This is a genomic window from Paenibacillus sp. BIHB 4019, assembly GCF_002741035.1.
Lineage (GTDB): Bacteria > Bacillota > Bacilli > Paenibacillales > Paenibacillaceae > Pristimantibacillus.
The window spans coordinates 6,862,068-6,888,103 of sequence record NZ_CP016808.1; the positions used below are offsets into that span (position 1 = coordinate 6,862,068).

Sequence of the window (26,036 nt, forward strand, 5' to 3'; positions counted from 1 at the left end):
TTTACTCCTCTATACTTTTCTTCTACAGTATTAGCTTTTCACGGCTTTCCGCTTCATGCTGCGGATAATCGCTTTCGCATCCGGATCGATGCGGTACGATTCGGTTATTTTTTGCAGCGCTTTGTTATAAGTGAAAGTGTCGAGCGCATTATTTTTCAAATAGGCCATCGTCGGCTCCGGTTGCTTGATATAGCAAATGGATAGCGCCCATGCGACGGCCATTTTCACATAATACGCAGGATGGTCAATCTGATCGAGCCGCTGAAGCACCCGCTCCATATATTCCTCCGTTACATAAAAATTAAGCAGCATAACCGCGGCAAAACGCAAATCGTACTCCTGCTCCGAAGCAAAATACGGCTGGATAAAATCCCATATTTCCTGTTCATGTTTTTTGGTCACCTTCAGCCCCGCACAGAAGCTGTCGCAGACGGACCAGTTATCAATTTTCGGCACAAAATCAGCGATATAGCGCTGAAGCTCCTCCATATCCGTCTTCACGAGGCCAATGACCATGCCTTGCAGCATGACCTCCTCGAAAAATTCATCGTCCGCCTCCGCCAAGTAGGCGCGCCAGCCGCCCTTCGCAATTTCCGCTGCAAGCTTGCGCAGCTCCGGCAGCCGAACACCCATTACATTGCTAATATTCGGAATCAGCGACGCAGCGAACTTCTGATAATCCGCCTCCGCACGCATAAGCAGCTCTTCCCTTATCGTTTTGACCATTTCTATCCCCCGCTATTCCATTTCGTTCGTCTTATCCTTACTATACCTCAAGCAGCCAAGGCTGTAAGCCTAAGAGAATGAAAGAGCAAGATAACGAAATTTCTCATAACTAGTTAAAAAATATAGCCAAACAGCGTAAGGATGCTGTTTGGCTATATTTACGCCGTCCCTTTTTGGCCAGGCAACGGTTCAATCTGAATCTTTGGCGGACAGAGATGCCGCTATTTTCCCAAAACAACGCTAGATGGAGAGGTTCGCGGACTCAGGAGCCGCTAATGGCTGCGAATACCCCGCTTTTGTGCAAAATTTCCACAGATAACGGATCTCCTGTCCGCTCAAGCGCTGAAATCAACCAAAAGCTTAAAATAGCGGATCGTCAGGCCGCGAAAAAGAAGTATGCTTCATGCTTCATGCTTCATGCTTCATGCTTCATGCTTCATGCTTCCTAATTCTAGCTCAGCTTTACTAAGCTGTAGCTTTTTTTGCCTTTGCGGATAATGATGAACCGTCCGCCAATCGCATGCTCGGCTGTAACGGTAAACTCCAGCTCTGTCACCTTCTCGCCGTTCATGGAGATAGCGCCCTTCGTAATATCCTCGCGCGCTTGGCGCTTCGAAGGCTCAATGCCGAGATCGACGAGCCAGTCGACGATGTTTTTCGGCTCACCGTCTGCTGTGAAGGTCGGCATTTCTTTAAAGCCCTGCTCAATTTCATCCGCTGTGAGCGAGCGAATGTCGCCGCTGAACAGCGCCGCTGTTATGCGCTTCGCCTGCTCCAGCATGTCCTCGCCGTGCACGAATTTCGTCATTTCCTCTGCCAGCGCCTTCTGCGCCTCGCGTTTATGAGGCTCGGTTTGCACCTTCTCCTCAAGCGCTTCAATTTCCGCCTTGCTCAGGAACGTAAAGAACTTCAAGTATTTCACGACATCGCGGTCATCGGTATTCGCCCAGAACTGGTAAAATTCGAATGGCGTCGTTTTATTCGGGTCAAGCCAGATCGCGCCGCCCGCCGTTTTGCCGAATTTCGTGCCGTCGGCTTTCAGCATGAGCGGAATTGTCAGGCCGAACGCTTTCGCTTCTGCGCCTTCTTTTTTCCGAATCAGGTCAAGGCCGCTCGTAATGTTGCCCCATTGATCGGAACCGCCGATTTGCAGCTGAACATCCTCGTTCTGGAATAGGTGCAAGTAGTCGAGCGACTGCAAAATTTGGTACGAAAACTCGGTAAACGAGATGCCGCTATCGAGTCTGCTCGAGACGACGTCCTTCGCCAGCATCGTATTGATGCTGAAGTTTTTACCGAAGTCGCGCAAAAATTCAATGACATTGATTTTGTGCGTCCAGTCGTAGTTGTTGACCATGCGCACCTGGTTGTCGCCGTCGGTCATAAAAAGCTTTTTCAGCTGGGCACTGAGTGCATCCACATTCGCCTGCACCTGCTCCAGCGTTTGCAGCGAGCGCTCGGTCTGGCGTCCGCTCGGATCGCCGATCGTTCCGGTCGCTCCGCCAATCAGAATGACCGGGCGATGGCCTGCCAGTTGGAAACGCTTGAGCATCATAAACGGAATCAAGTGGCCGATATGCATGCTGTCGCCTGTAGGATCAACGCCGCAGTACAGCGATACGGCCTTCGTATTCGTCAGCTCGCGAAGTCCTTCCGCATCCGTCTGCTGGTTAATAGCATCGCGCCATTCGAGTTCATCCATAATATTCAAAGCAAACAACCCCTTTTCTATTCGATAATAATGGTCATGATTTACGTTAATGAGCACAATAACGCACTGGGCTAGGCTTTTTCAAAATATAAGCATTTATAAGTTTTTCACGTATAAATAGGCTTATATTTCTACGACAAAGCTCTTCGCACGTCCCAGAAGGACGACGAAGTCGTTTTTGCTTGAAATATAAGCATTTATAAGTTTTGCACTTATAAATAGGCTTATATTTCTCGGACTGAAACGCGCCGCGCCGCCTGAGGACGGCGACAGCCGTTCCACCTTGGGCAACAAAAAATCGCCCCTCGTCTACTGGAGACATAGGGACGATTGAATAACCGTGGTACCACCCAACTTGCACAAACAGCTAGAAAAAAAGCTGCTCATACCGCTTTCGGCGAAATATCGTTCGCCCTGCCGCTTGGCATTACCCAAGATACTCCAGAGTGTAATTCGCAGCCCATGTATGTGTCAGGTCTCATCAACCCCTGACTTTCTGCAACAGGGACAAAGCTGCTACTGCGCTCTATCAACGTATAACATGTATTAGATTATAGACAGTATAGCGGAACGTGAAAATCATTGCAAGCCTAAACGTGAGGTGAAAACATATGATGAAAAAGAAGCTGCGCTGCATGAAAAGCTTGGCTTACGATCGCCATTCCCCTTGAAATTCTTTGAATCAGCCACAATAGGTTGAATTTCAAGGGTAAAAGCGAACGCTGACGCTTCTTCAGCTCAACCTTTTCATTTCGCTACGCTTTTTTCACCGCCCTTTTTTGCCTTCCTATTCCTTTACCGCCCCTATAGTCAGCCCTTGAACGAAATAACGCTGGAAAAAAGGATAAGCGAGCACGATCGGTCCCGTCGCCAGCACGACCATCGCCATCCGCGACGTATCCTGCGGCATGTTTTGCAATATACCGGTGCTGATCGCCGAATTGGTCGAATTTTGCATAATGAACTGCATGCTCGTCTCAATTCGCATCAGCATCGATTGCAGCGGCACCAAATTAGGCGAATCAATATACAAGAGTGCATTAAACCAGTCATTCCAATAGCCAAGCGTATTGAATAGGCCAATCGTCGCAATGCCGGGAAGCGACAGCGGCAGCACGAGCCGAATAAACGTTTGCAGCTCGCTCGCCCCATCGATTTTTCCCGATTCAATAATGGCGGTAGGCACCATCGTACTGAAAAATGTTCGCATAATGAGAATATAAAACGCATTGACGAGCATTGGCATAATGAGCGCCCATATCGTATCCTTCATATGCAGCAGTTGCGTAACGACGATGAAGGTCGGCACCATGCCGCCGTTGAACAGCATCGTAAAAATCGCAAAAAAGCTGAATAATTGGCGATATTTAAAGCTTTTCTGGGAAATCGCGTACGCATAAAGCGTAATGATGACAAGGCTTAATAGCGTACCGACAACCGTTACAAAAATCGTAACGCCATACGAGCGCAGCAGCGCCTCGCCTGTCCGAAATATATATTGGTACGCCTCCAGGCTCCATTCCTTCGGAATAATGCGGTAGCCGTTCGAGGCGAGCGATTTTTCATTCGTAAATGAAATAATGACGACGAACACAAAAGGAAAAACGCAAGCAATCGCAATGACACCTGTCAGCAGGCTCAGGAGAAAGTTGGCAGCAGGTGAGATTTGATCGAAACGCTTTGATTTTTTTACGGGCACCTATAGCTCCTCCTTCGTTTAAAACAAGGCATTATCCTTGTTTTTTCTTCTGACGATGTAGTTAGATAGCAGAACAAGCAGAAACCCGACGAAGGACTGATAAAGCCCGGCAGCCGTGCTCATGCCGATTTCGCCGTTCACCTTCAAGCCTCGGAACACATACGTATCAATGACGTTGGTCATCGAATAGAGCAGGCCTGAATCCCGTGGCACCTGATAAAAGAGTCCAAAATCCGCGTAAAAGATTTTTCCGACAGCGAGCAGCGTCATAATCGATATGACCGGAGCGAGCAGCGGAATCGTAATATTCGTAATTTGCTTCCATTTGCCTGCACCGTCAATCATCGCAGCCTCATAAAGCGAGCGGTCAATTCCCATAATAGCCGCCAAATACACGACGCTGCTGTAGCCAACGCCTTTCCACAGGTTGACCAATACGAGAATAAACGGCCATTTGGATGGCTCCGAATACCAATTAATTCGTTCCATTCCCATCCATTCGAGCGTTTTATTCATCAGCCCTTTATCAAAGCTGAGGAAGCTGAATACAAAATAGCCGACAATGACCCATGATAGAAAATAAGGCATAAACATTGCGGTTTGAAAAAACTTGCTCAGCCGCCTATTCTTAAGTTCGACTAAAATAATCGCCAGCGCAACGGCCAAGATAAGCCCTAAAATTATAAAGGCTGCATTATAAAGCACCGTATTGCGCGTAATGATGTAGGCGTCCGAGGTGCTGAACAAAAACTTAAAGTTGTCTAGACCCACCCACTTGCTATTCATGATGCTGGCAAAAAAGCCATCCTTGCTGTATCTGTACTGTTTAAAGGAAATAATCGTTCCCGCCATCGGCAGGTAGGAAAAAAGCAAAAACCAGAGGGCACCTGGCAGCACCATCAAGAGCATCGCTCGATTGCGCAGAATGTCCCGTGAAAATATTTTCAGCTTGTCGAACATGTCGTTCATCTCCTTAAGCGGGCAGCTTCCCAATGCTCGTTATCGTTATAAAAAAGAGAGGCAAATCCGAAAATTCGCCTCTCCCTATCCACAGATTATTTAGGATTAGCCGCTTTCCATGCATCAAGCTGGGTCTGCGCTTCCGCAATGACTTTATCCAGACCTGCTGCTTTAAACTTCTCAATCGCCTTTGGCAAATATTCATTCGGATCAACCGTACCCGTCATTAGCGCCGACCAAAACTCGCCTTTAACGTTTTGGATCGATGCCAGCTCAGTCGTGACGCTCGTTGAGTCAAAGTTGAAGCCCAGCGTTGGAGCTACTTTGCCCGCTTCATTAAATACTTTGTATTCATCCCATTTGTTCTCAGGATCGCCCGTATTGAGATACGTCAACGTTACATTGCCAAGCGAGAAGGTCGGCATATCATAGTTTTTCGACTCATCCAGGTTCTCCATCGCATTGTCAGCTGTTTTCTTATAATGCACGTTTTCAATGCCGGAATCGATCATATTGCGCAATACCGGATCGGTGTTCAGCAGGTTTAGAAATTCCATCGCTTTCTCTGGATGCTCCGAATTAGCCGAAATCGCCTGCATCGAGCCCATGACGGACCAGTTGAAAATCATCGATTCGCTCGCTGGCGTTGACACGACAGGGTAGCCATAGCTTGCGCTCCACAGATTATCGGCGAATGGCGTCGTCGCTGCGCGGTCAAGGAACCATTTGCCTGATTTTTGCGTATCATCCAGCCCATTGGTCGTTGCCGCCTCTGGCGAAACGTAGCCCTTCTTGTAATAGCTGTGCATCGTATCCAGCGCTGCTTTAAGCTCTGGCGTCTCCAGCACGTTTACGACTTTGTAGTCGCCTTTATCCAAGCTTACGACCATTGGCAAGTTGGAGATCAAATAATCGTAAGGCAGCACAGGCATATAATCCTTCGTTATCGCGAATGGAGTAATGTCCGGCTCGCTGTCTTTAATCGTCTTCAGCAGCGGCTCTATGCTTTCCAGCGTATAGATGCCGTCCATGCTCAAATTATATTTATCGAGCAAGGTTTTGTTAAAGCGCCACACTTCAAGCGCCGGCAGCTCTTTTTTCGCCGGAATGCCGTAGTTGTGGCCATCTACTTTAGAGCCTTCCAGGAAGGCCGGATCAAGCGTCTCCACAATTCCTTTGCCCTGCTCCTTCAGCAAATCGTCAATTTCATAAAAGGCTCCTTTACGGGCATTTTGTACGTAATCGAAGGCCCATGAAGAAGTAAACATGATGTCCATAGGCGTTCCTGATGAGGTAGCAATTTGCATTTTTTGCGTGTAGTCGCCCCAATCAATTTGGGTCATTTTGATCGTTACGCCAATTTTCTCTGCCGTATATTTGCTGACTTCCTCCATGACGCGGTTTACATCCTTTTGCGGGGTACCGATTGTGTACCAGCTCAGCTCCACCGTTTCATCTTTGCCCGCATTGCCGCCGCTGCCGCTGCTCTCCGCGGTTTCACCTGTTTCTTTCGCACCGCCATTTGTGCTGCATGCCCCTAGCAGCAGCGAGAATGAAAGCAGCACCCCGAGCAGCAGCATCCAGCTTTTGTTTTGTTTCATCAATCGTTACCTCCCTTATTTTGTAGCCCCTTTACTAACGCTTAACACTTACTTGTAGATTAACGGATGTAAGCACTTTCAAATAGAGAAGAAACTAAACAAACGCTGTTCAAAATAAACATATACAAGGCCTTTCTTTATGTATTTGGCTGTGTTAAACCTTAATGTTGATATTGGATGATTACGAACAGATGAAGCGATTGGCGGTCATCTATCGGATTTCAACGTGCTTTGTACGGATGCCTGGCGAGCAAAAACGCAAACAGCTATTACAGCCGATTGAAGAAATGGATGGACCACTTTAATGGAGTGGCAACCAAATATTTGCAACATTATTTGGCTTGGTTCCGTTATTTAGACAGCAAGGAGTATGATAATACCTCATCGAATAAAAAAAATATGTTGGTTAAATCGTGCTTGTTTACGGTGACCGGCACGAATGCCAAACTTCGGCTTTCTACTTACTAATGTTTATTCGAAAGGATGTTTAGATGAAGAAAATAATAATTTCATTCTTGATGTTACTTATTATTTGTTCGTGTAGTAGTCAGTTTGACAAAGAAACATGGTTAAAAGAACCAGAGAAAAGACAGGATATGGTAAGCAGTTTAACAAACAAGTTCAAACTTAAGGGTATGACTGAGAATGAAATTATTGACTTGCTTGGAGAACCAGCGGAAAAGTTATCTGAACCATCACGACAATTCTTGTACTACATCGGGAGTGCAGGATTAGGGATAAAGGTTACTTTATTACAACTTCAATTGGATGAAAACGGAAAAGTGGAGAGTCATGACATCATATATAAATAGGAAAATGATTAGAATTTAACATAGCCATGTATTTAAGTCATCGGGTTCGCTGCTTGCTTCAAATAACATGCTTTTATAATCCGCTGGCGTTACGCCAACATATTTTTTAAACTGTTTATGAAAATAGCCGCTGTCCCAATAGCCAACGTTTCGGGAAATTTCATGGACCTTCAGCGCGGTTGTGCGGAGCAGCAGCTTGGACTGCTCGATCCGGTGTTTGTTGACGTATTCCGTAAAGCTTTCCCCCGTTTCCTTCTGGAACAGCTTGCCTAAATAAACCGGATGAATATGGTATTTGTGCGCCAGCTGCTTGAGGGACAGATCAGTGGCAAAAAATTTCTCCACGTCATTCAGCACCAGCTTAACCGTGGGATTGGTCTTCTCTTTAATAAGCATCGTGGACATGCCACGGATCGTACTGGTCATAATGGCAAGCAGCTCCTCCCATTCGGACGCTTTCGCCGCCTTGTTAAAGGAAGCATTCATATGCTCCGCAATAATGACATTAACCGTATTGGCTCCTCCCATCTCCTGATGCAGCCAGAGCAGCATCTGCATCACCAACATGCGAAGCCTGCTAGGCGTCGCTGCGCTAGATGCTTGAATCGCCTGGAAATCGCCTGTCAGCTCAGCGACAAGCGCCTCCGTATCCGCAGCGGAAACCTTCTTCCTGTAGCTGGCCCAGTTTAATTCTGCATCAGGGAGCAGCTCACCCCTTCTTGCCGCATAATCTTCATACAAAGCAATTTCTTCCTTATGCAGCAGCAAAAAATACTCCTGAGCCCGCAGCGCATGCTCATAGCTGAGCGCCTCCTGCGCTCCTCTAGCCTGCGGGGAGCCGATCGAAATCCGATAAGGACGCGCCTCCTCCCTCTGCCTTAGCTGCAAGGCAAATTGCATAGCTTTGGCCGTGCAATCCGCTTCCTCCTCCGCCATAAACACAAGCACGGCATCGCCCTCCACATTTTGCAGAAACAGCCTGTCTTCGCTGGCATTTGCTGTTTGCCGCAGCTCTTGCATGAATCCATCCTCCCGCTCGCTGCCTCCTCTAAGCAGCATCGTGGAAATATAACGGCCGCTGAAAGAAATATCCAGCATCGCTGCCCGCTCCTGCAATTGAACAGCATCGATCGCAGCGGTCAGCCAGCGATAAAGAATCGTGTCTTTCAAAATATCTACTTTCTCAGCTTCGAGCGCGCTGCTCCTTCTCGTTTCATCCAGCTTCTTGACCGTATGGGCAAGCGTCGAGGTCAGCTCAGCGAAATTAAGCGGCTTCAGCAAATAGTTTTCAATGCCCAGCTGCATGCCTTCTTTTAAATATTCAAAATCATTGAACCCGCTCAAAATAATGACCTTCAGCTCCGGCCTGATCGCTCGCGCAGCCCGAATCAGCTCCAGCCCATTCATAATAGGCATGGAAATATCGGTAATGAGCAAATCAGCAGGAACCTGCTGCAGCAATTCGAGTGCCTTGCGGCCATTTTCCGCTTTTCCCGTCAGCTCCAGACCGTGGGCCGCCCAGTCTACTGCATCATATAGGCCCTCTAATATAAACGGCTCATCATCTACCAGAAATACGCGGTACATTTTCCATCTCTCCTTTCCTTAAAGCCGGGAAGCTGAAAATAATCTTCGTCCCTTTTCCTTGGACGCTCTCGATGTCGAATCTTCCGTCTTTGCCATAAATCAATTCAAGCCTTTCTTTCACACTTCGCAGTCCAAGCGAATCATCCTGCTCCTGAACCGCATACTTGCCAAGCGACCGTTTAATCTGCTCCAGCCGTTCCTTGCTAATGCCTGTTCCGTTGTCCTCCGCTACAATCGTCACCATGTCGTTTTCCAGAGTAGCGGTTACTTTAATCAAGTTGTCCTCCTCCTCCGAGCGCAGGCCATGGACAATATAATTTTCCACAATCGGCTGCAGCGACATTTTAATCATCATCCGGTCCTTCAGCTCGGGATCACAGGCAATAAAGTAGGCAAAACGATCCTTGTAGCGAATGCGAAACAGCTCCAAATAAAGACGGCAATTTTCCAGCTCTTCCTCCATCGTCACGACGGTCTGCTGCTGGACAAAGCTCTTGAACAATACGGCCAAGCTATAAATCATCTCGCTGACATCGGCGGCGCCATGGGAAAGGGCTCTCATCCGAATGACCTCAAGCGTATTGTAGAGAAAATGAGGATTAATTCTCGCCTGCAGCGCTGCAAACTCCGTATGCTTTTGCTTCAGCTCGGCCACATACACCCGGTCGATATGGCGCGAAAGCTCATCGAGCATTTTGTTGAAGCCTTGCGACAGCTGCCCGATTTCATCCTCCTTCTCGTCGACAATCCGAATCGTCAAATCGCCCGTCTCTACCCGCCTCATGGAGCGGATAATCCGGTTCGTCCGCCGTGAAAAATTAAAGACGACAAAGGACGGAATGGAAATCGTAATCATAATAAAAGCAAAGCTCGCTGCGATAACCGCATTTTTCATCGGCTCATAAATCGCTTCCACTTCCCGCTTCGGCATAATGCCAAATACGGTGTAGCCGAGGCTGCTGGACGGGAGCATGGAAATGTAGGACTCCTCCTCCAAAAAAGCGAGGCTGTCCACCGATTTGATTTTATCCACATAGGGATAAAGCTTGCCGTAATAGCGGTCCGAGGAGTCAAAAATGACCTGTCCGTCTCCAGACAAAATCAAAATATAGCCCCGCCGGTCCCGACCCTCGCTCGCCAGCGCCGTTTTTAATGCATCCGCTTGAAAAAAGACGAGCAGCTGCCCGACATTGCTCAGCGTGCCTACTTCATTAATATGTACTCTGACGGAAAAAAGCTTGTCGTCCCATTGGCCAATCGTCCTGCGAACCCACGGGTTGGGCGTAGATACGACGCTGCTTTCGAGCGCCATCGCATCCGGAACATAGGATTTAGACGCTTGCGTCTGATACAGCTTCGTCAAATTGCTTTGCCCGAACATATAAAGAAACTGCTTCTCGGAGCTGAACAGCAGCATATTTGCAATATCAACATCGTTTTCAATCATTTTTTTGAAAAAATCCAAATCATCGACACCGCTGCCCAAATTATTATAATAGCTGTCCATTTTGAAATTCATATATTCGGAAAAAGAGTGCTTCAGCAAATAGGATAAGGAATAGGAAAAGGACGGGTCGCGATAAATGTCCTGCACCTGCTGCTGAACGACGCCTACCTTGCCAGCAAGCTGCTGATTGACGCGCTCCATGGACATTTTCTGCTTCTCCAGCTCATTGTCAGCCACCGACTGGGACATATAATCGACTGTAAAATAAGCAAGAGTCGCCGTGGCGCAAACAATAATAACGGCAAAAACAAGCATAATTTTGACAAATAAATTATTTTTGATCGCATCTATATACAGCTTCTTCATCCCTTCCCCCTTGCCGCTTGCTTCTTCATCAACGTTAACAGGAAAAGGAAGACAGGGTATCGCCCTGTCCTCCCGCTTCTACTAGTATAAGATGATCTGATTAACAAATGAATTTATATTTTTAGCTGCGAACATAGAGCGGCTGCGATTTATTGCCCGCATAATCCTCCATTACAATATAGACAGTGGCAGCTGTCGACGTGAAGCTCAGGCTTGCCTTCGTCGTTCTGCCGCGAATGATTTTCGCAAAGCTGCCCGCGCTGCCGGAAATGTACGTGACCGGGAACGACTTCGCTACGCCATTTTCATATACATACATATAGCGCCAGTCCCTCGTATTTGGCATCGGCAAATTCAGCGTATTGCCGTTCCAGGACCATTGCTCGCTGTAAGGCTCGGCTATTTTATCAATAAAATGGCCGCTTTTGCTGACGGAGCTTCCGCCTCCCGTTGTAACTGTTACGAGAAAATCATCGCCGTTAATGGGCATATTGCTGAAGGTCACGCTAGTGGCTCCTGCCGCCGCCGTCTGCTGGGCAACAATAGGCTGCGCTGTCATAATCCAGTTGAGCGAACGCAAGCTTACTGTCGTATTTCCCGCTGCATTCGGCGGATTTACCCAGCTCACCGACAACTGGCCATTTTCCTGAGAATTCACGCTAATGCCGGAAGCCGCCGCATTCAAATTAAAAGGAAGCGTTGCGGCAAAGCCCTCCAATCCGTCCGCCCCGATCGGAACGACCTTCAGCGTGCCTGCTGTCGACGGAAGAGCTTTTATATAAAACACTTCATCATATTTGCCGCCTACATAGACGTCATTGATATAGATATCGTATTGCTTGACCTTGCTGTAGTCGGTATCCATATTCCACTTAATGTTCATTTCCCCTGTGTCCACAAAGGCTTCCGTAATGGCAAGGCCAGAAGGCGCAGCAGGCTTAATCGCCGAGCCGTCGAAAATGCGAATTTGCCCCACATTGAGCTGGTAACCCGCAATCGCGCTTGACCCTGGAGCAACGACAAGCCCGAAAGCGGCAAGCGATTTGCCCGCATAGGCGCCAAGCTCAAGCTGCTGTGTAATCCAGCCATTCGTCTTATTGCCGGCATTTGGAATGGCGACCTTGACGACCTGACTCGGATTATCTTTAAAAATAAGGCCGATATAAGCAGCCGATGCATCATTAGCCGATGGCTTGTTATAGGTGATCGACAGCTTGGAGTTTGCATTTACGCTCAAATCGGTTTTGAACAGGCGCAGGAAATTTTCGGCGTTTAGGTTGCCGTTTAGCACAAGCGAGCTTCCGCCTTTGTAGCCGCCCAGCTTTTCATATTGATAACGCTGCGTAGCCGAAAAATCATATTTTGTGCCATAGTCATAGTCCACGGTCAGACGATTGCCTGTCGTATCCTGCCACCACTGCCAGGTGACGGGCACATCCTGCAGGCTCATATTGGACCACTCGCTGTTACTTGAGACAGCACCATCCTTGTAATAGGAAAGGCCATGGCCCGTATTGAAATTCGTGTAAAAGTTTGTGCTGCCGATGACGGAGCGCTCCGCAATAACCGAGGCGATTCCCGGCCAATAGCGGTTGTCCGCATAGACGTCGGCTGCCGTGTTCGCTGCGGAAACCGTCGTATTTTTCGGATTCAAATTCGGGCCCGACCACCACAGCTGATCGCGCACATTCGTCATCCATTGGTAGTTGTTTTCCGATCGGTGGCTCACCGGCCAGCTTTGCCCCATATCCTCATCCAGGCCCGCATGGACAAAGTCCGCACCGAGCGTAGCTAGACTTAGACGGGGCAGCCCGCTGCTCAGCTTGCTCGAAAGTGCCGTTCCCTGTGCAGAAGAAAAACGGTCTCTGCCTGCCTCTAGACCCGCAAAGCCGATATCAAAAATCGTATAGGCTGTACCATTTGCAGCATTGTAGCTGGCCAAATAAGAGCTCGCGCTAGTAATTTGCGTATTTCCCACCCCGTAGTCAAAGAAAAAGGAATTGGTGACCGCTTGGTGATTCACCTTGTCATGCAGCATCGAAATATTGTTATTGTTGAACGTGCGGGCAAACGTATTTGCCCCTGTAGACGTACTCAGCGAGTCATACCATTGCACGTAAAGGCCGCCGCTTTGCAGCACTTTCAGAAATTCGATATACGCAGGAATGTCCGCTGTCGCAACGTTGGGCGACAATTCCTCCTGGTTCATAAAGTAGCCGTCGTAGCCGAAATAAGCGGCCATTTCAATCATTTTTTGGGCGACTGGAAAATTTCCGCTGCCGTCTTTTACAATCATTTGCTTGTAGGTCTGCTGGCCGCGGTCATTGTTGGAGAAAAAAACGCCAGCGAGGGAGAGGACGCCGTTTTTATGCGCGGCATCGGTATACGTAGGATTAGGAATGTTCAGCATGCCGAATTCAAACCATTTTTGCTGCCAGTCGGATTGGGCCAAATTATCATAATATTCAGGCGGAGTGTAAGCGCTTGCAGTTCCGTGCCAATAAGAATAATAATCGATGTATTGCCAGAAGTTGAAGTGATACTGGGCAAATTTGTTCGTATAAGGCGCATTTTCGATAAAAGCATTGCCGTAATCCCCTGCCACATTCATCATCTTCACATTGGTACTCAGCGTCGGCTTTGCCTGTGTGCTGGCAAACGGCAAAATCCGGTTTTGCAGCGGCACCTTCGATCGCAGCTTCTGCGCATATGGATCTGTTGCCGGACTCCAATTTGCAATTTGGCCACTCGTGTAGCCATGGACGCTTGGCTGATTGCTGCCATGCGCGCTTTCCCCTTTGAATGGCCATGTGTCGCCGGCATACGCAGCAAGCGGCATCATGGTGACGAGCATAGAAGCGGTTAAAGCAACGGCTGTCCATTTACGGACAGCAGCTTTTTTTCCTCCAGTTAATGCCATCGTTCCATCTCTCCTCGCATGATTCGATTTACAATGTAACCATAACCGATGAAAGCCCTTTCCATAAGCAGATAAATTAAACATTAGCTGTTCAAAATAAAGAAACAGCCAACATTTCACAAGGTGAAACGATTGTCGCCATAGTTTGGCGGCGCAGCTCGTTTCAGTCCGAGAAATATAGAAACAGAATGGAACAATCATATCCTTTCCTATATTTCTTAAAAAAGCTGGACTGTCCGTCGTCTTTCGACGACAAGACTGCTGAAAGTAAGCGTTACATCACGATGATGCTCGCAGAACCCCCTAACACAACAAAAAGGGTTCGAGCAGGGATACCCCCGATCCAACCCTTTTGTTACCTACTTACGGCTCAATTCCCCATACAAGCTGACCATTCATATAGCCGGGAACCTGTTCATTGTTGACGAACTGATTGCTTGATGCCTTGAACGAGTAATCGCCCGTTTGGTTGTAATTGGACCAGTCGGTTTTGGAGAAGCGCGCTTGAATTTCTGCGCTCTGGCCGGGATTCAGTGTTCCAGCCGAGGTCGTAAAGCCAATTTCCAAAGCATAATCAGCACCGGCAACCGGAGTCGCCAGTTTGACGAATTTACCGGTTACATTCGCATTACCGATACTGGCCCAGTCGATCCAGAAACTCTGATCTCTCTCCCCGTCAATCGTATAATAATACCGGAGCGACACATCACTGAGCTGAATGGCTGAATCACCGGTGTTAACTACTTTGAATTTGGGTGAAATTCCGTTGGTGGAGGCACTCGTATTGCCGTTAAAGGCTTGGATCGTCAGGTCTCCCGTAGGTGCGGGAATTCCGCTGTCCACAACATTTAGTGTTAGTACAGCTTGATTTCCTCCGCTGAAATGAAAGGTTATGACATTCTTGCCCAGCGGCAGTGTGGAAAGATAAGCTTTGCTCAGAACGACGCCAGCGCTTGATGCCGTATAATCCTGGCCCGATTGAAGGGTAGCATTTCCATTTGAGATACTTACAAGCTGGTGTCCGTTTAAGGTAAGGGCTACGATAATATCCTGCGCTAGCGTTGCCGCTTTATCAAATGCCGCGCTCACGGGTGCAATGGATGCGCTCGGTGTTGTATCAACAATTTTGACTTTTAATACGGGATCTTGACCTTGATTGAAATCAAAGACAATTGAATGCTCGCCAATCGGCAGCGTCGCCAGAAATGCTTTTTTCAGCAGCAGCGTATTTCCGCTCAAGGTATAATCCTGATTCGCCGATAAGGCATTGGCGCCTGCTCGGAGAGCGATTAACGTATTGCCCTTTGAATTCACGGTTATCGCTGGGTCGGTTTGATTGGGGGCATACTTGTCAAATTGGACGGTTGCTGGTGTGATGGACGCGTTTGGAATTGGATTTTCAACCTTTAAATCGGGCAGCTCATCGAGCGTAATGACATAGTCGCTTTGGTACAATGTTGTTAAGCTGGCTGGGTAATTGAAGGCAGAACTCATGAGATGTTCGCCATACCAAGGGCAGAAGTAGAGCCATCCGGCTTTCTCTTCTGTCAGATTCATTACGCTTGGGACGGTGTCATTCTCCGTCATGGCCACCATTTTCGTGCCGCCCGTCAAATCAACAAGCTGATAAAAAATGGAGGTAATCGCATCCTCATTGGGGACACCGGACAAGCCGTCATAGCGGTTGTAAATGGTATTGTATTTATCGTATCCAACAATATCCACCTGATCGCCGCCGGGATACCATGCGGGAGAAGTGCTATACACATAACTGTTGTAGGTCCATATCAAGTTGTGCAGGTCGTATGTCTCTGTAAGTTCGGTATAGAGCAGGTCCCAAAGCTGCTTGTACACCTCCGCCCCTGCCGAAGCCCACCAAAACCATGCGCCTTCCCCATTCAATCCGCCGTTGCCCTCCGCCTCATGGAAGGGTCGGAAAATGACCGGCACATTGTTATTTTGCAAAATCTCCAGCTGCTCCGCCAAATCCTCAATGGCCATCATCACGTATTGATATTCTTTCGTGCCGGGAATGACCGCATTCGCTGTATTGAAATTGGTTTCCGTCGGTTTGTAGGTAGCTTCCTTCCATTCCACAAACTGTCCGGGCTGATAGGCAGTGAAATTTCGGGGTACGGTGATATGCCAGCTGCTTGTCGCGATCCCGCCCCGGTTGTTCACCCAATCAATCATCCGGGCGGTTGTACCATCCTCCCAACCGTAAAGCGGATTGTAGTTCAAAAAATCGAACCCGCGAATGGCCGGATACTTTCCGGTTAAATTGTGAATCCAATCAAACTCCAGCTCGGAATTGCCGTCATTTCCGCCTCCGTATATCTCCTGCTGGCCGGAGATTATTTGATTGCCGTAAACCTCCGTTAAATAATTCATCAGAAGTTGAGTTTCCGGCGTGGCCCCAGAGTCGGCGAGGACAGGCTGTACATTCAAAGGATCAAGAGCCGCATAATCCACAGTGAAGGTATCAAAATAAGCGAATCCCCAACCAGCCTTCAACTGGATGGTGTTGCTTCCTTGGTTCAGCTTGTGATAGCCAAAACCGAAATCCGACCAATTGGTCGTATAGGGCAGCATATACGAACCCTTCGTAACGCCGTTAACGGCTAAAGATTGCAGCCTGCCGTCAGGACTGAGCTCCTGCATATAGCGGGTGGAGATCGTATACATTCCGGTTTCAGGGACAGTCACTGTAAAGGTAATGGTACCGGAATTCTGCATCCAGACAAATCCACTTCCAGAGTATCCGGGCTTTTGTTGTCCGTAAATTTGGGTCGTCACTTGAAGATCGGAGGTGAGCTGAGCATTTTCGCTTTCAATTGTGAAAAGTGCGTTGTCTGCATGAACGGGCGGTGCTGTCATTAATCCAAGCAGCAGAGCAAATGCCAACATCATTACGCTTGCCTTCTTGATTAAATTTTTCATCCTTGTCCTTCCTCCCCTGTCAAAAATGGTAATTGCAAGTTCAATATACAAGCTATTGAATGCGCTTTCATAGCAACCATATCATAAGCCCCATATTATGTAAATCCTATCTATATTGAAAATTTCTGGACATCATTTTTCCGCAATCCCTGCTCTTAGAGCATGCAACGATTGCTCATTAACGACAGAGGATTTTTGTCCTCCTGTTACTGGCAACGTTCTCTCTCTCTCTCCTTGCACGATTCGATTTACAATTCATCCATAATGGATGAGAGCCCTTTCCATAAGCAGATAGATAAAACATTAGCTGTTCCAAATGAAGAAAAAGCCCCTTTTCACAAAAAAAAGATGGACCGTCTAGCATCCTTCGACGCCAAGACTGCATCCATCCCCTTTTTATCTTGCCTGAAGCCGGTTAACAACCTTCTGTTATAGAGCAGCAGCTTCTATTTCTGCCCGGCCAGCAAGCAGCTCGCTGTCCATTCGGCTAACCGCATCGATAATCGCGATATGGAACGAGCCGCTGCCTTTGCCTTCCGCGGCTTCTGCGGCAAGCTCGCCGGCAATGCCCATCGCAGCTACGCCTGCCGCCGCCGCGAGCAGCAAATCCCCCTCCTGATTCGCACCGCAAAATGCGCCGATCAGCGTGGAGCACATACAGCCGGTGCCCGTTACACCAGACAGCTGCGGTACGCCGTTGCGGATAAGCAGCGTCCGCTTGCCGTCCGTAATAAAATCGGTCGCTCCGGTGAGCGCCACAATGCAGCCAAGCTTTCTCGCTGCACGCTCCGCAACCTCCTGCGCGGTCTCTTCGCTTCTGGCCAGGTCGGCCTCTGAAGCGTCGACGCCCTTCGTCAGCGATTCCAGTCCTGCAGCAAAGCGGATTTCCGATAAATTGCCGCGCAGCACGCTCATTTTCACCTCGCGCAGCAGCTGCTCCACCGCGGTATTGCGCAAGGCCGAGGCTCCCGCTCCCACCGGATCGAGCACAACGGGAATGCCACGCTCATTCGCCCGCTTCCCGGCAGCAACCATCGACTCAATCGTACGGCGGTTCAGCGTGCCGATATTGATGACAAGTGCCGAAGCAATGGCGACGATATCGTTCATTTCCTCCAGCTCATCTGCCATAATTGGCGAAGCGCCAACAGCGAGCGCAATATTCGCGCAGTCATTGACCGTCACGTAGTTCGTAATATGATGAACGAGCGGCTTATTGCGGCGCACCGCTTCCAGTGATCCAGCAATCGTTTGTATGATTTCCATGTAGAACCATCCCTCTCTGCCAAATAATTAAAGCGACTATTAATCTTATATATACCACAAAGCTGGGGCGAACACCTATGAGGAATGGCACAGCTGCATAAAAAAACGGATCGGCACGGAGCATCTGCTGCTCTCTCTGCCATCCGTTTGTAGCGGTGCTTTTTATTGCTGCTCTTTATTGCTGCTCGTTCTAAACGCTTGCTTCATTTAATGGTTTCGGCTTGCCTTCCTTCAATACATTGGCGATAAGACAGCCAATCAGCAAAGACCAGACTGGGGATGAAATGCCAAAAAAAGATACATTAGCAATCGCGATAATGAAGGCAAACAAGGTCGAAAACCGGTACGTCGTTTCGGAAAAAACAGCTTGCAGATTGCCAATCAGCACCCCAGCCAGCGAAAAGCCTGACAGCAGCACAATAAACGTCGATGGCAGCCGATTAATCAGCACAAGCATCGCTCCGGCAAAAAGGCCAAAAATAATGACCAGCACGCTGCATACGATCCCCGCCCAAATGCGGCTTTTTCTCTCGCCTGCTTCTTCGCTGCTGCATAAAGCGGTCATCATGCCTCCGACGTTGACGGCGTGCCCGCCGAAAAAGCCTACGAGCAGCGTACCGAGACCCGAAAAGACGACCGTCTTGTTCACTGGCGGATTGTAGCCATTTTTCTTTAGGGCAGCGAGCGATACCGCAATATCGTTGCTCAAAATCAATATCGCAACCGGGACGGATATAGAGATAAAGCTGCCCGTCGTAAAGGACGGACTAATCCAGTGCGGCATACTGAATTCAGCTGCCTGCGCCGCAGGAAAGTCATGCCAAATGAGCAGGCCGATGACCCCAAATGCCAGCATTCCTAGCAAGGGCGGAATTGATTTATGCAGCCTAGGCACGATAAGAAAGCCCAGAAAAGATACTAAGCCGATCATTGGAAGCTCTTTAATAGCCGGAATAATGGCCACAACGTAATGCAGGACAATTCCCGCCAGCATCGCGTCCAGCATCGGCTTTGGAATGAGTCCTAGAAGCTTGCCGAATAAGCCGGTGGCGCCAAGCACGACAATAAGCGCGCCTGCCATAATAAAGCTGCCCGCCAGCTCCTTTATCGGATAATGCAGCGCCGACGCGCTTAGAAAAGCGACCGCGGTCAGCGAATGGCAGCCCGCAAACGGCATTTTATAGCGGAGGATAAGCCATAAATTCAGCGCCCCGCCAATCACATAAACCGCAAACAGCCACGATAAAGCTTCCGCCCGGCTAAGTCCAAGCGCATCAGCAGCTTGTATAATGAGCACCGCGCCGCCTGTACAGGCCATAATCGCTGTCGCGAGTCCGCTCGAAATATTTTTTGTGTTCAGCATACGTTTTCCTTCATGCTCCCTTCCCTAACACTCCTGCTGCAAGGAAAAATAACAGCATAAAGCTGGCTGAAATGACAGCCAGCTTTACACACATCCTCTTATTCTAGTATTTCTTCTACTAATTGTACAACCTCATGTCCTGTCCCGCACATCAGCGCCTTCGCAGCTAGCTGCTTCATCTCTTCCTGATTCAGCTTCGCCATGAGGCTGCGAGCGGGAAGAATCGAGCTTGCGCTCATGCTGAATTCATCCAGTCCGAGCCCAAGCAGCAGCGGAATAGCGGTTTGATCGCCCGCCATTTCGCCGCACATGCCCGTCCATTTGCCTGCTGCATGGGCAGCATCAATGACATTTTTGATCAGACGCAGCACGGCAGGATTGTACGGTTGATACAGATAGGAAACCCGCTCATTCATCCGGTCCGCCGCCATCGTATATTGAATCAAATCATTCGTGCCGATGCTGAAAAAATCGACTTCCTTGGCAAATTGGTCTGCAAGTACTGCTGTTGACGGAATTTCCACCATAATGCCGACCTGAATGCCATCCGACACCGCTTTTTCTTCGGAAAGAAGCTTTGCCCGCTCTTCTTCAAGAATCGCCTTCGCTGACCGGAACTCCTCCAGCGTCGCAATCATGGGGAACATGATACGCAAATTGCCGAAGACGCTGGCGCGCAATAAAGCTCGCAGCTGCGTGCGGAACATATCCTGCTGCTCGAGGCAAAGCCTTACCGCACGGAAGCCTAGAAACGGATTCATTTCCTTCGGCATATTCAAATAAGGAAGCTCCTTGTCACCGCCAATGTCGAGCGTACGCACGACAACCGGCTTGCCTTCCATTTTTTGCAGCACAGCTTTATAGGCGTTAAATTGCTCCTTCTCCGACGGCACGCTTTCTCTGCCCATATACAAAAACTCGGTGCGGAACAGCCCCACTGCTTCGCCGCCGTTGCCTAGAACGGCGGCCACATCCGCCGGTGTTCCGATGTTTGCCGCCAGCTCGACATGAATACCGTCCTTGGTTACGGTTGGTTCATTCCGCAGCTTCGCCCATTCTGCCCGCCTCGCTTCATACTCGGCTTGCTTGATTTTGTAGCCTTCAATGGTGTCCGCATCAGGATTCAAAATAACTTCCCCTGCCAAGCCATCAAGAATGAGCAAATCTCCGCCTTGCACCTGCTCCATAATTTCCTTCGTGCCGACAACAGCCGGAATTTGCAGAGTTCGCGCCATAATGGCGGAGTGGGATGTCCTTCCTCCGATATTCGTTGCGAAGCCTTTAACGAAGCTTGGATTGAGCTGCGCCGTATCCGATGGCGTCAAGTCCTCGGCTACCAAAATAACCTCCTCATGAATGGCGGTCAGATCCTGAAGCTCTACGCCAAGCAAATGGGAAAGTACGCGTTTCGATACATCGCGCATATCAGCGGCACGCTCGCGAAGGTAGGCGCTTTTCATATTTTCGAACATCTGTACGAGAATCGCCGATACCTCTTGCAGCGCATATTCCGCGTTGACACGCTCGCTTTGGATTTTCTCCTCAATCGGGCCTACCAGCTCGGGATCGCTGAGCACAAGCAGATGCGCTTCAAATATTTCCGCCTTCTCCTCGCCCAGCTCTTCAAGCGCCCGCTGCTTAATTTGCTGGAGCTCGATCTTGGATTTGCCGAGCGCTTCATGAAGGCGGGTCATTTCCAAAGCCAGATCGTCCACCTTCCGCTTTTCTACAACGAGCGATGCTGATTTTAATATCATCGCTTTGGCGATAGCAATGCCATCCGCTGCCGCGATGCCCGTTATTTTAAGCATGAACAACACCAAGCCCCGCTTGCGTCATTACATCTTCCAAAGCTGAAATGGCTTCTGCCGCATCTGCTCCGTCTGCGCTAAAGGTAATCAGCTCTCCCGCTTCAAGATCGAAGGACAATAGGCCGAGAATGGATTTCAGCGTTACCTTTTTACCATTTGCCTCTGCGTATACTTCCGTTTCAAACTTGCTCGCCGTATTGACAAGCGCCGTCGCCGGCCTTGCGTGGATTCCGTCTTCGTCTGTAATTTTAAACGTTTTTTGCATGATTTCTCGCTCCTCATCCATTGTTTATATTTATATTAAAGCCCGTTATTCGAGATAACGTCTTTGTACCAATAAAAGCTTTTCTTCGGTGTTCTAGCAAGTGTTCCATTCCCGTCATTATCCTGGTCAACGTGAATAAAGCCGTAGCGTTTTTCCATTTCGGAGGACGAATAGCTGATCAGATCAATACAGCCCCAGCTCGTATATCCGATGAGTTCAACACCGTCGAGTATTGCCTCATGCATTTGCTCCAGATGCTGCTGGAAATAAGAAATGCGGTAATCGTCCTGAATGCTGCCGTCCTCTTCTACTTTATCGTGAGCGCCCATCCCATTTTCCACGATGAATAAAGGCACCTGATAGCGATTGTACAGGTCATTGAGAAAAATCCTTAAACCCACAGCATCAATTTGCCAGCCCCATTCACTCGTTTCCAAATACGGATTTTTAACCCCGCCGATTGTATTGCCGCTAACCTGCTCCATACGTTCGCTATCCACACTCGTTACGAGAGACATGTAGTAGCTGAAGGAAATAAAATCTACGGTATGTGCTTTTAGCAGCTCATCGTCGCCCGCATGCTTTTCAAGCTGTATGCCCTTCTCCCGGAACAAGCGCTCAATATATTTCGGATAAACGCCGCGCACCTGAACGTCGGTGAAAAATAAATTAAACTGGTTGTCCTGATACGCGACGAGCACATCTTTCGGATTGGGCGTATTCGGATATTTGATCAGGCAGGTCAGCATACAGCCAATTTGCGAGTCTGCCACAATCTCATGGCAATACTTGACGGCAAGGGCGCTGGCAATAAATTGATGATGCAAGGCCTGATAAACGGATTGCTCCAAATTTTCGAAACGGTCCGGAACCATTCCTCCGCTTGTAAATGGATGGCGGATAATGCTGTCAATTTCATTAAACGTAATCCATTGCTTGACCTTATGTTTATAACGCTCGAACACCACTTGGCAGAACCGGACAAAAAAGCCGACCACTTCCCGGCTCGTCCAGCCGCCATATTCATTGACGAGATAAAGCGGCATTTCATAGTGGGACAAGGTCACGAGCGGTTCAATGCCATGCTTGATCAGTTCGTCGAACAAATCGTCATAAAATTGCAGCCCCGCCTCATTCGGCTCCGTTTCATTGCCATTTGGAAAAATCCGCGACCAGGCAATGGATACCCGCAGCACCTTGAAGCCCATTTGGGCAAACAAAGCGATATCTTCGGGATAACGATGATAAAAATCAATGCCTCTGCGCTTCGGATAATCTGAGGCATCTGCCGTCTCCATCGCCTCTTTAATCTGTTCCTCGCTGATCGAGTTATGCTTCTTGTAATCCGCTTTGCTTAAATGCTTCCGATACATCGCTACATCGGCGGTCGAAAGCCCTTTGCCGCCTTCGTTCCAGCCGCCCTCGACCTGATTGGCGGCGATGGCACCGCCCCATAAAAAACCTTCAGGAAATTTGCGAAAATTGCTGCTCATCTGTTCCACTCCTATCTTGTATTGCCTGTTTATAGCGGCTAGCCTCTTGAAACGACCCGTTTAATATGCAAAATGAGATACATTTTCTCTTCATCCGAAATCGAATAGCCAAACTTCTCTTCTATATACTGCTTGATCTTCAGCACGCATTTATTCACTTCAGGGTACATGCCTACGATTTGGTCAGCCAATGCGTGATCGTCAGAATCGAGCATTTTGTTCTCTGTCAGCCGTTGAATGAAAAATTGCAAATGCGTCATAAATCGCGAATAATTGATCGACTGCGGCTCCAGCTCAATATCGAAATATTGCTTAATCATTTGGAGAATATCTTTATACGTATCCGTCATTAAAATAACCTGGCTCATATTATCTTCCGTTTGCTGGGCATTGACCAAGTGGAAAGCAATATTCGCCGCTTCCTCCTCAGGCAGAGCAACGCCGAGCCGCTGCTCTATCAAACCTAGCGCATATTCGCCAATGCTGAATTCAAACGGGTAAAACTTTTTCACTTCCCAAAGCAGCCGGTTTTGAATCGTCATATTAACCTTAAAGCGTTTGACCGCCATATGCAGATGATCGGTTAAAGCAACGTAGAGATGCTCGCTGAGCGGCTTGTTCAAACGCCCCTTCGCAAACGTTATAATTTCATCTGCCAGAAAAAGATAGTCCTCGGGAATTTCCTTCATCAGCTTGGACAGGTTCGCGAAAATATCATCGCTTTGCGGCACATAGATTTTTTCAATGTCGCTTTCCCTGATTTTATCGCCAGCCTTGCTGTTGTAGCCGATTCCCTTCCCGAGCACAATCACTTCCTTCTGATCGTCGCGTTTGGCGAGAACAACGCTGCTGTTGAGGATTTTGATTACTTTCATCTGCGAGCACCCCGTCGTTGATAATATTTAATTTATATAACGGTTACCAGCCGCGTATCGGGACCAGCCGGACTATTTTCATCCTGGGTCACAATTTCCAAATAATCCGCGGTATTCGTTACAATGACCGGAGTCGTCGTATCATAGCCAGCTTGCTTGATGGCCTCAAGGTCAAATTCAACTAGAAGCTGCCCTTGCTTAATGACGTCACCCACTGCTGCATGAGCCGTAAAATGCTGGCCTTTCAGCTTCACCGTGTCGAGGCCGATATGAATAAGCAATTCCACGCCGGAAGCAGACTTTAGCCCTAAAGCATGCTTCGAACGAGTCAGCGTCTCCAGCGTGCCGTCAAAAGGAGCGACTACCCTTCCGGCACTAGGACGAACGGCCATGCCTTTGCCCATCAGCTCTTTGGAGAACGCCTCGTCTTTAATGTTGCGAAGAGCGACGCTTGTTCCTTCCAGCGGGCTGTAAATATAGCTTTTCGCATTGGATTTGACCGTTTGCGGAGCCTGCTTTGCTTGCTCAGACGCTCCAGCCTGCTGCGTTAGCGTAGTGGAGGAAGCAGGTGGCACTACCGTTCCATTTCCAGCTGCAGCTGGTTGAGCCGTATCCTGAAAACCAATAAAATAAACCGCAAGGAACGTAATCACTGCCGAAATAATCAATGTGACAATTGCATTTATAATGTTAGCCGAAGAATCCGAGCTAATGTACATGGGAAGCGAAGCAAGTCCAGGACCGACCGCTGCATAAGCTTTTAGCTGGACAATACCGGAGTAAGCTCCGGCTATTCCCGCACCGATCATACAGCCGATCATCGTTTTCTTTAAGCGCAAATGGACGCCGTACAACGCTGGCTCGGTAATGCCGAACAAGCCTGAAATGCCTGCTGAAATCGCCAGCGACTTGAGCTTGGCATCCTTCGTCTTGAAAGCAACCGCCAAAGCACCAGAGCCTTGAGCAATATTGTAGGAAAGCATTGCAACCAGCAGCAATGTGTCATAACCCGGCGAAGCAAGAGATGTAAATACGACGGGATAAAATACTTTGTGCATGCCGAACATGACGATGAATGGCAAAATAATCGCCATAAGCGCAACCGTCAGCCACCCAGCCCGATCCTGAATCCAATAGACTCCCGTAGATAAGCCATTGCCCACATAAGTTCCGAGCGGCCCAATGACGATCAAGCCGACAGGCACAACGATAAGCAGTACAATTAACGGCTTCAGAAAAATTTTGACGGGTCCTGGCGATACCTTATCGGCAAATCGCTCAATGTAGGACATGAACCATACGATAAGAATAATCGGAATCACCGTCGAAGCATATTGGACGACAGGTATAGGCATGCCGAGAAAAGCAATCGGCACCTTGCTGTTGAACAACGCCGTCAAATTCGGATGCAGCAGCACGCCCGCAATCGATACCGCCACATACGGATTAACTTTGAACTTCTGCGCACTCGTAAATGCGAGTAAAATCGGCAGGAAATAAAACGCTGCATCGCCGACAATCGATAAAATCACATACACTTGATTTTCTTTAGCCAACCAGCCTAACGAAGTAACAAGCACTAAAAGCGCTTTCAACATCCCGGCAGCGGCAATCGCCGGAATGACTGGCTGGATAATGCCCGAAATGGTGCCGGCGAACAGGTTGAACCCCGCTTTAAACCCTTTTTCCCGTTTCACGCTGCCAGATTCTGCATCAATATTGGTCATTTGGGCTAGCTCCCTGTACACATAACCTACATCGTTGCCAATAATAATTTGATATTGCCCGCTGCTATTGACGACATCCAAAACGCCATCCAGTTGTTTAATCGCCTCTGTCTGCGCTTTCGCCGGTGTTTTCAAGGTCATTCTCAGCCGGGTCGAGCAGTGGATGACGCTGGAAATGTTGCTTTCGCCGCCAACCTTGTCCAGGATGGACTTCGCCGTCTCTTTGTAGTTCATAATGTTCCCTCCAGAGATTGTAAGCATGCAAATATAGGCAACAAAAAAAGACCTAAGACGGGCAGGTAAAAGTAAAGATTACCTACCCAATCTAGGTCTTGCCTGCCGAACAGTAACATGCCTGTATTGGATAAAATATGAAGTTATTGGTTGTGAAGCTTGATGGTTTAGTCTCGAGCTGTTTGGTAAATAAGCGCTTAGCCCTATTATAGCCAGATGTTTAGAAATTGCAA

At 48.5% G+C, this 26,036-nt stretch carries 17 protein-coding genes, 1 pseudogene and 1 other annotated feature; of the genes and pseudogenes, 2 read left to right on the forward strand and 16 right to left on the reverse strand.

The window, feature by feature from the left end:
* Positions 1-30: 30 nt before the first annotated feature.
* The 5 genes from BBD42_RS29780 to BBD42_RS29800 all read right to left on the reverse strand — a co-directional run bounded on the left by BBD42_RS29780 (position 31) and on the right by BBD42_RS29800 (position 6,700).
* The gene (locus BBD42_RS29780) at positions 31-726 is read right to left on the reverse strand and encodes a DNA alkylation repair protein (protein ID WP_099521101.1); all 696 of its coding nucleotides are present in this window, start codon (positions 724-726) and stop codon (positions 31-33) included.
* A gap of 451 nt (positions 727-1,177) precedes the next feature.
* A complete protein-coding gene (gene tyrS / locus BBD42_RS29785; RefSeq protein ID WP_099521102.1) occupies positions 1,178-2,437 on the reverse strand; it encodes a tyrosine--tRNA ligase in 1,260 nt (419 codons plus the stop codon).
* Between the two features lie 319 nt (positions 2,438-2,756).
* Positions 2,757-2,979, reverse strand: a binding site (T-box leader).
* Positions 2,980-3,224: 245 nt separating this feature from the next.
* Positions 3,225-4,103, reverse strand: coding sequence for a carbohydrate ABC transporter permease (locus BBD42_RS29790; protein ID WP_481855992.1), 879 nt, complete (start codon positions 4,101-4,103; stop codon positions 3,225-3,227).
* A gap of 51 nt (positions 4,104-4,154) precedes the next feature.
* A complete protein-coding gene (locus BBD42_RS29795; RefSeq protein WP_099521104.1) occupies positions 4,155-5,096 on the reverse strand; it encodes an ABC transporter permease in 942 nt (313 codons plus the stop codon).
* 95 nt (positions 5,097-5,191) lie between these two features.
* Entirely contained in the window at positions 5,192-6,700 is a 1,509-nt protein-coding gene (locus BBD42_RS29800; RefSeq protein ID WP_099521105.1) for an ABC transporter substrate-binding protein, read from the reverse strand.
* 181 nt (positions 6,701-6,881) lie between these two features.
* Here BBD42_RS29800 and BBD42_RS32450 point away from each other — a divergent pair.
* Together BBD42_RS32450 and BBD42_RS29805 are read left to right on the forward strand one after the other, a co-directional pair.
* Positions 6,882-7,121, forward strand: a pseudogene (locus BBD42_RS32450) (IS1595 family transposase); the annotation flags it as partial.
* A gap of 67 nt (positions 7,122-7,188) precedes the next feature.
* The gene (locus BBD42_RS29805) at positions 7,189-7,509 is read left to right on the forward strand and encodes a hypothetical protein (RefSeq protein WP_099521106.1); all 321 of its coding nucleotides are present in this window, start codon (positions 7,189-7,191) and stop codon (positions 7,507-7,509) included.
* A 15-nt stretch (positions 7,510-7,524) separates the two neighbouring features.
* Here the strand turns inward: BBD42_RS29805 and BBD42_RS29810 are convergent, their stop codons facing one another.
* The 11 genes from BBD42_RS29810 to BBD42_RS29860 all read right to left on the reverse strand — a co-directional run bounded on the left by BBD42_RS29810 (position 7,525) and on the right by BBD42_RS29860 (position 25,803).
* Positions 7,525-9,096 carry a response regulator transcription factor gene (locus BBD42_RS29810; protein WP_099521107.1) on the reverse strand — a complete coding sequence of 524 codons (1,572 nt, stop codon included), beginning with the start codon at positions 9,094-9,096 and terminating at the stop codon, positions 7,525-7,527.
* Positions 9,071-10,909 (reverse strand): sensor histidine kinase, encoded by a 1,839-nt coding sequence (locus BBD42_RS29815; protein WP_099521108.1) that lies wholly within the window; start codon positions 10,907-10,909, stop codon positions 9,071-9,073. Before BBD42_RS29815 ends, BBD42_RS29810 begins: the two co-directional genes overlap by 26 nt.
* A gap of 121 nt (positions 10,910-11,030) precedes the next feature.
* Positions 11,031-13,829: an endo-beta-N-acetylglucosaminidase gene (locus BBD42_RS29820; RefSeq protein ID WP_099521109.1), complete on the reverse strand. Its 2,799-nt coding sequence runs from the start codon at positions 13,827-13,829 to the stop codon at positions 11,031-11,033.
* A gap of 363 nt (positions 13,830-14,192) precedes the next feature.
* Positions 14,193-16,769 carry a glycosyl hydrolase gene (locus tag BBD42_RS29825; RefSeq protein WP_099521110.1) on the reverse strand — a complete coding sequence of 859 codons (2,577 nt, stop codon included), beginning with the start codon at positions 16,767-16,769 and terminating at the stop codon, positions 14,193-14,195.
* A gap of 429 nt (positions 16,770-17,198) precedes the next feature.
* Positions 17,199-18,035, reverse strand: a complete 837-nt coding sequence (gene thiM, locus BBD42_RS29830) for a hydroxyethylthiazole kinase (RefSeq protein ID WP_099521111.1) — start codon at positions 18,033-18,035, stop codon at positions 17,199-17,201.
* Positions 18,036-18,225: 190 nt separating this feature from the next.
* Positions 18,226-19,398 carry a benzoate/H(+) symporter BenE family transporter gene (locus BBD42_RS29835; RefSeq protein WP_099521112.1) on the reverse strand — a complete coding sequence of 391 codons (1,173 nt, stop codon included), beginning with the start codon at positions 19,396-19,398 and terminating at the stop codon, positions 18,226-18,228.
* 98 nt (positions 19,399-19,496) lie between these two features.
* Positions 19,497-21,209 (reverse strand): phosphoenolpyruvate--protein phosphotransferase, encoded by a 1,713-nt coding sequence (gene ptsP / locus BBD42_RS29840; protein WP_099521875.1) that lies wholly within the window; start codon positions 21,207-21,209, stop codon positions 19,497-19,499.
* Positions 21,202-21,474 carry an HPr family phosphocarrier protein gene (locus BBD42_RS29845; protein WP_056035297.1) on the reverse strand — a complete coding sequence of 91 codons (273 nt, stop codon included), beginning with the start codon at positions 21,472-21,474 and terminating at the stop codon, positions 21,202-21,204. The genes ptsP and BBD42_RS29845 overlap by 8 nt, the downstream gene beginning before the upstream one ends.
* Positions 21,475-21,509: 35 nt before the next feature.
* Entirely contained in the window at positions 21,510-22,967 is a 1,458-nt protein-coding gene (locus BBD42_RS29850) for a glycoside hydrolase family 1 protein (protein WP_099521113.1), read from the reverse strand.
* Positions 22,968-23,005: 38 nt separating this feature from the next.
* Complete coding sequence (licT, locus tag BBD42_RS29855; RefSeq protein ID WP_099521114.1) at positions 23,006-23,842, reverse strand: BglG family transcription antiterminator LicT; 837 nt, start codon at positions 23,840-23,842, stop codon at positions 23,006-23,008.
* A gap of 32 nt (positions 23,843-23,874) precedes the next feature.
* On the reverse strand, positions 23,875-25,803 hold the full coding sequence (locus BBD42_RS29860) for a beta-glucoside-specific PTS transporter subunit IIABC (protein WP_099521115.1): 1,929 nt from the start codon (positions 25,801-25,803) through the stop codon (positions 23,875-23,877).
* Positions 25,804-26,036 lie beyond the last annotated feature (233 nt).

What these genes read in the sequence shown, in the direction of transcription:
- BBD42_RS29845 (WP_056035297.1), bottom strand. Translation starts at nt 21,474, where the DNA reads ATGCAAAAAACGTTTAAAATTACAGACGAAGACGGAATCCACGCAAGG.
- BBD42_RS29820 (WP_099521109.1), bottom strand. Translation starts at nt 13,829, where the DNA reads ATGGCATTAACTGGAGGAAAAAAAGCTGCTGTCCGTAAATGGACAGCC.
- BBD42_RS29825 (WP_099521110.1), bottom strand. Translation starts at nt 16,769, where the DNA reads ATGAAAAATTTAATCAAGAAGGCAAGCGTAATGATGTTGGCATTTGCT.
- BBD42_RS29805 (WP_099521106.1), top strand. Translation starts at nt 7,189, where the DNA reads ATGAAGAAAATAATAATTTCATTCTTGATGTTACTTATTATTTGTTCG.
- BBD42_RS29810 (WP_099521107.1), bottom strand. Translation starts at nt 9,096, where the DNA reads ATGTACCGCGTATTTCTGGTAGATGATGAGCCGTTTATATTAGAGGGC.
- BBD42_RS29850 (WP_099521113.1), bottom strand. Translation starts at nt 22,967, where the DNA reads ATGAGCAGCAATTTTCGCAAATTTCCTGAAGGTTTTTTATGGGGCGGT.
- ptsP (WP_099521875.1), bottom strand. Translation starts at nt 21,209, where the DNA reads ATGCTTAAAATAACGGGCATCGCGGCAGCGGATGGCATTGCTATCGCC.
- BBD42_RS29835 (WP_099521112.1), bottom strand. Translation starts at nt 19,398, where the DNA reads ATGCTGAACACAAAAAATATTTCGAGCGGACTCGCGACAGCGATTATG.
- BBD42_RS29780 (WP_099521101.1), bottom strand. Translation starts at nt 726, where the DNA reads ATGGTCAAAACGATAAGGGAAGAGCTGCTTATGCGTGCGGAGGCGGAT.
- BBD42_RS29860 (WP_099521115.1), bottom strand. Translation starts at nt 25,803, where the DNA reads ATGAACTACAAAGAGACGGCGAAGTCCATCCTGGACAAGGTTGGCGGC.
- licT (WP_099521114.1), bottom strand. Translation starts at nt 23,842, where the DNA reads ATGAAAGTAATCAAAATCCTCAACAGCAGCGTTGTTCTCGCCAAACGC.
- BBD42_RS29815 (WP_099521108.1), bottom strand. Translation starts at nt 10,909, where the DNA reads ATGAAGAAGCTGTATATAGATGCGATCAAAAATAATTTATTTGTCAAA.
- BBD42_RS29795 (WP_099521104.1), bottom strand. Translation starts at nt 5,096, where the DNA reads ATGTTCGACAAGCTGAAAATATTTTCACGGGACATTCTGCGCAATCGA.
- thiM (WP_099521111.1), bottom strand. Translation starts at nt 18,035, where the DNA reads ATGGAAATCATACAAACGATTGCTGGATCACTGGAAGCGGTGCGCCGC.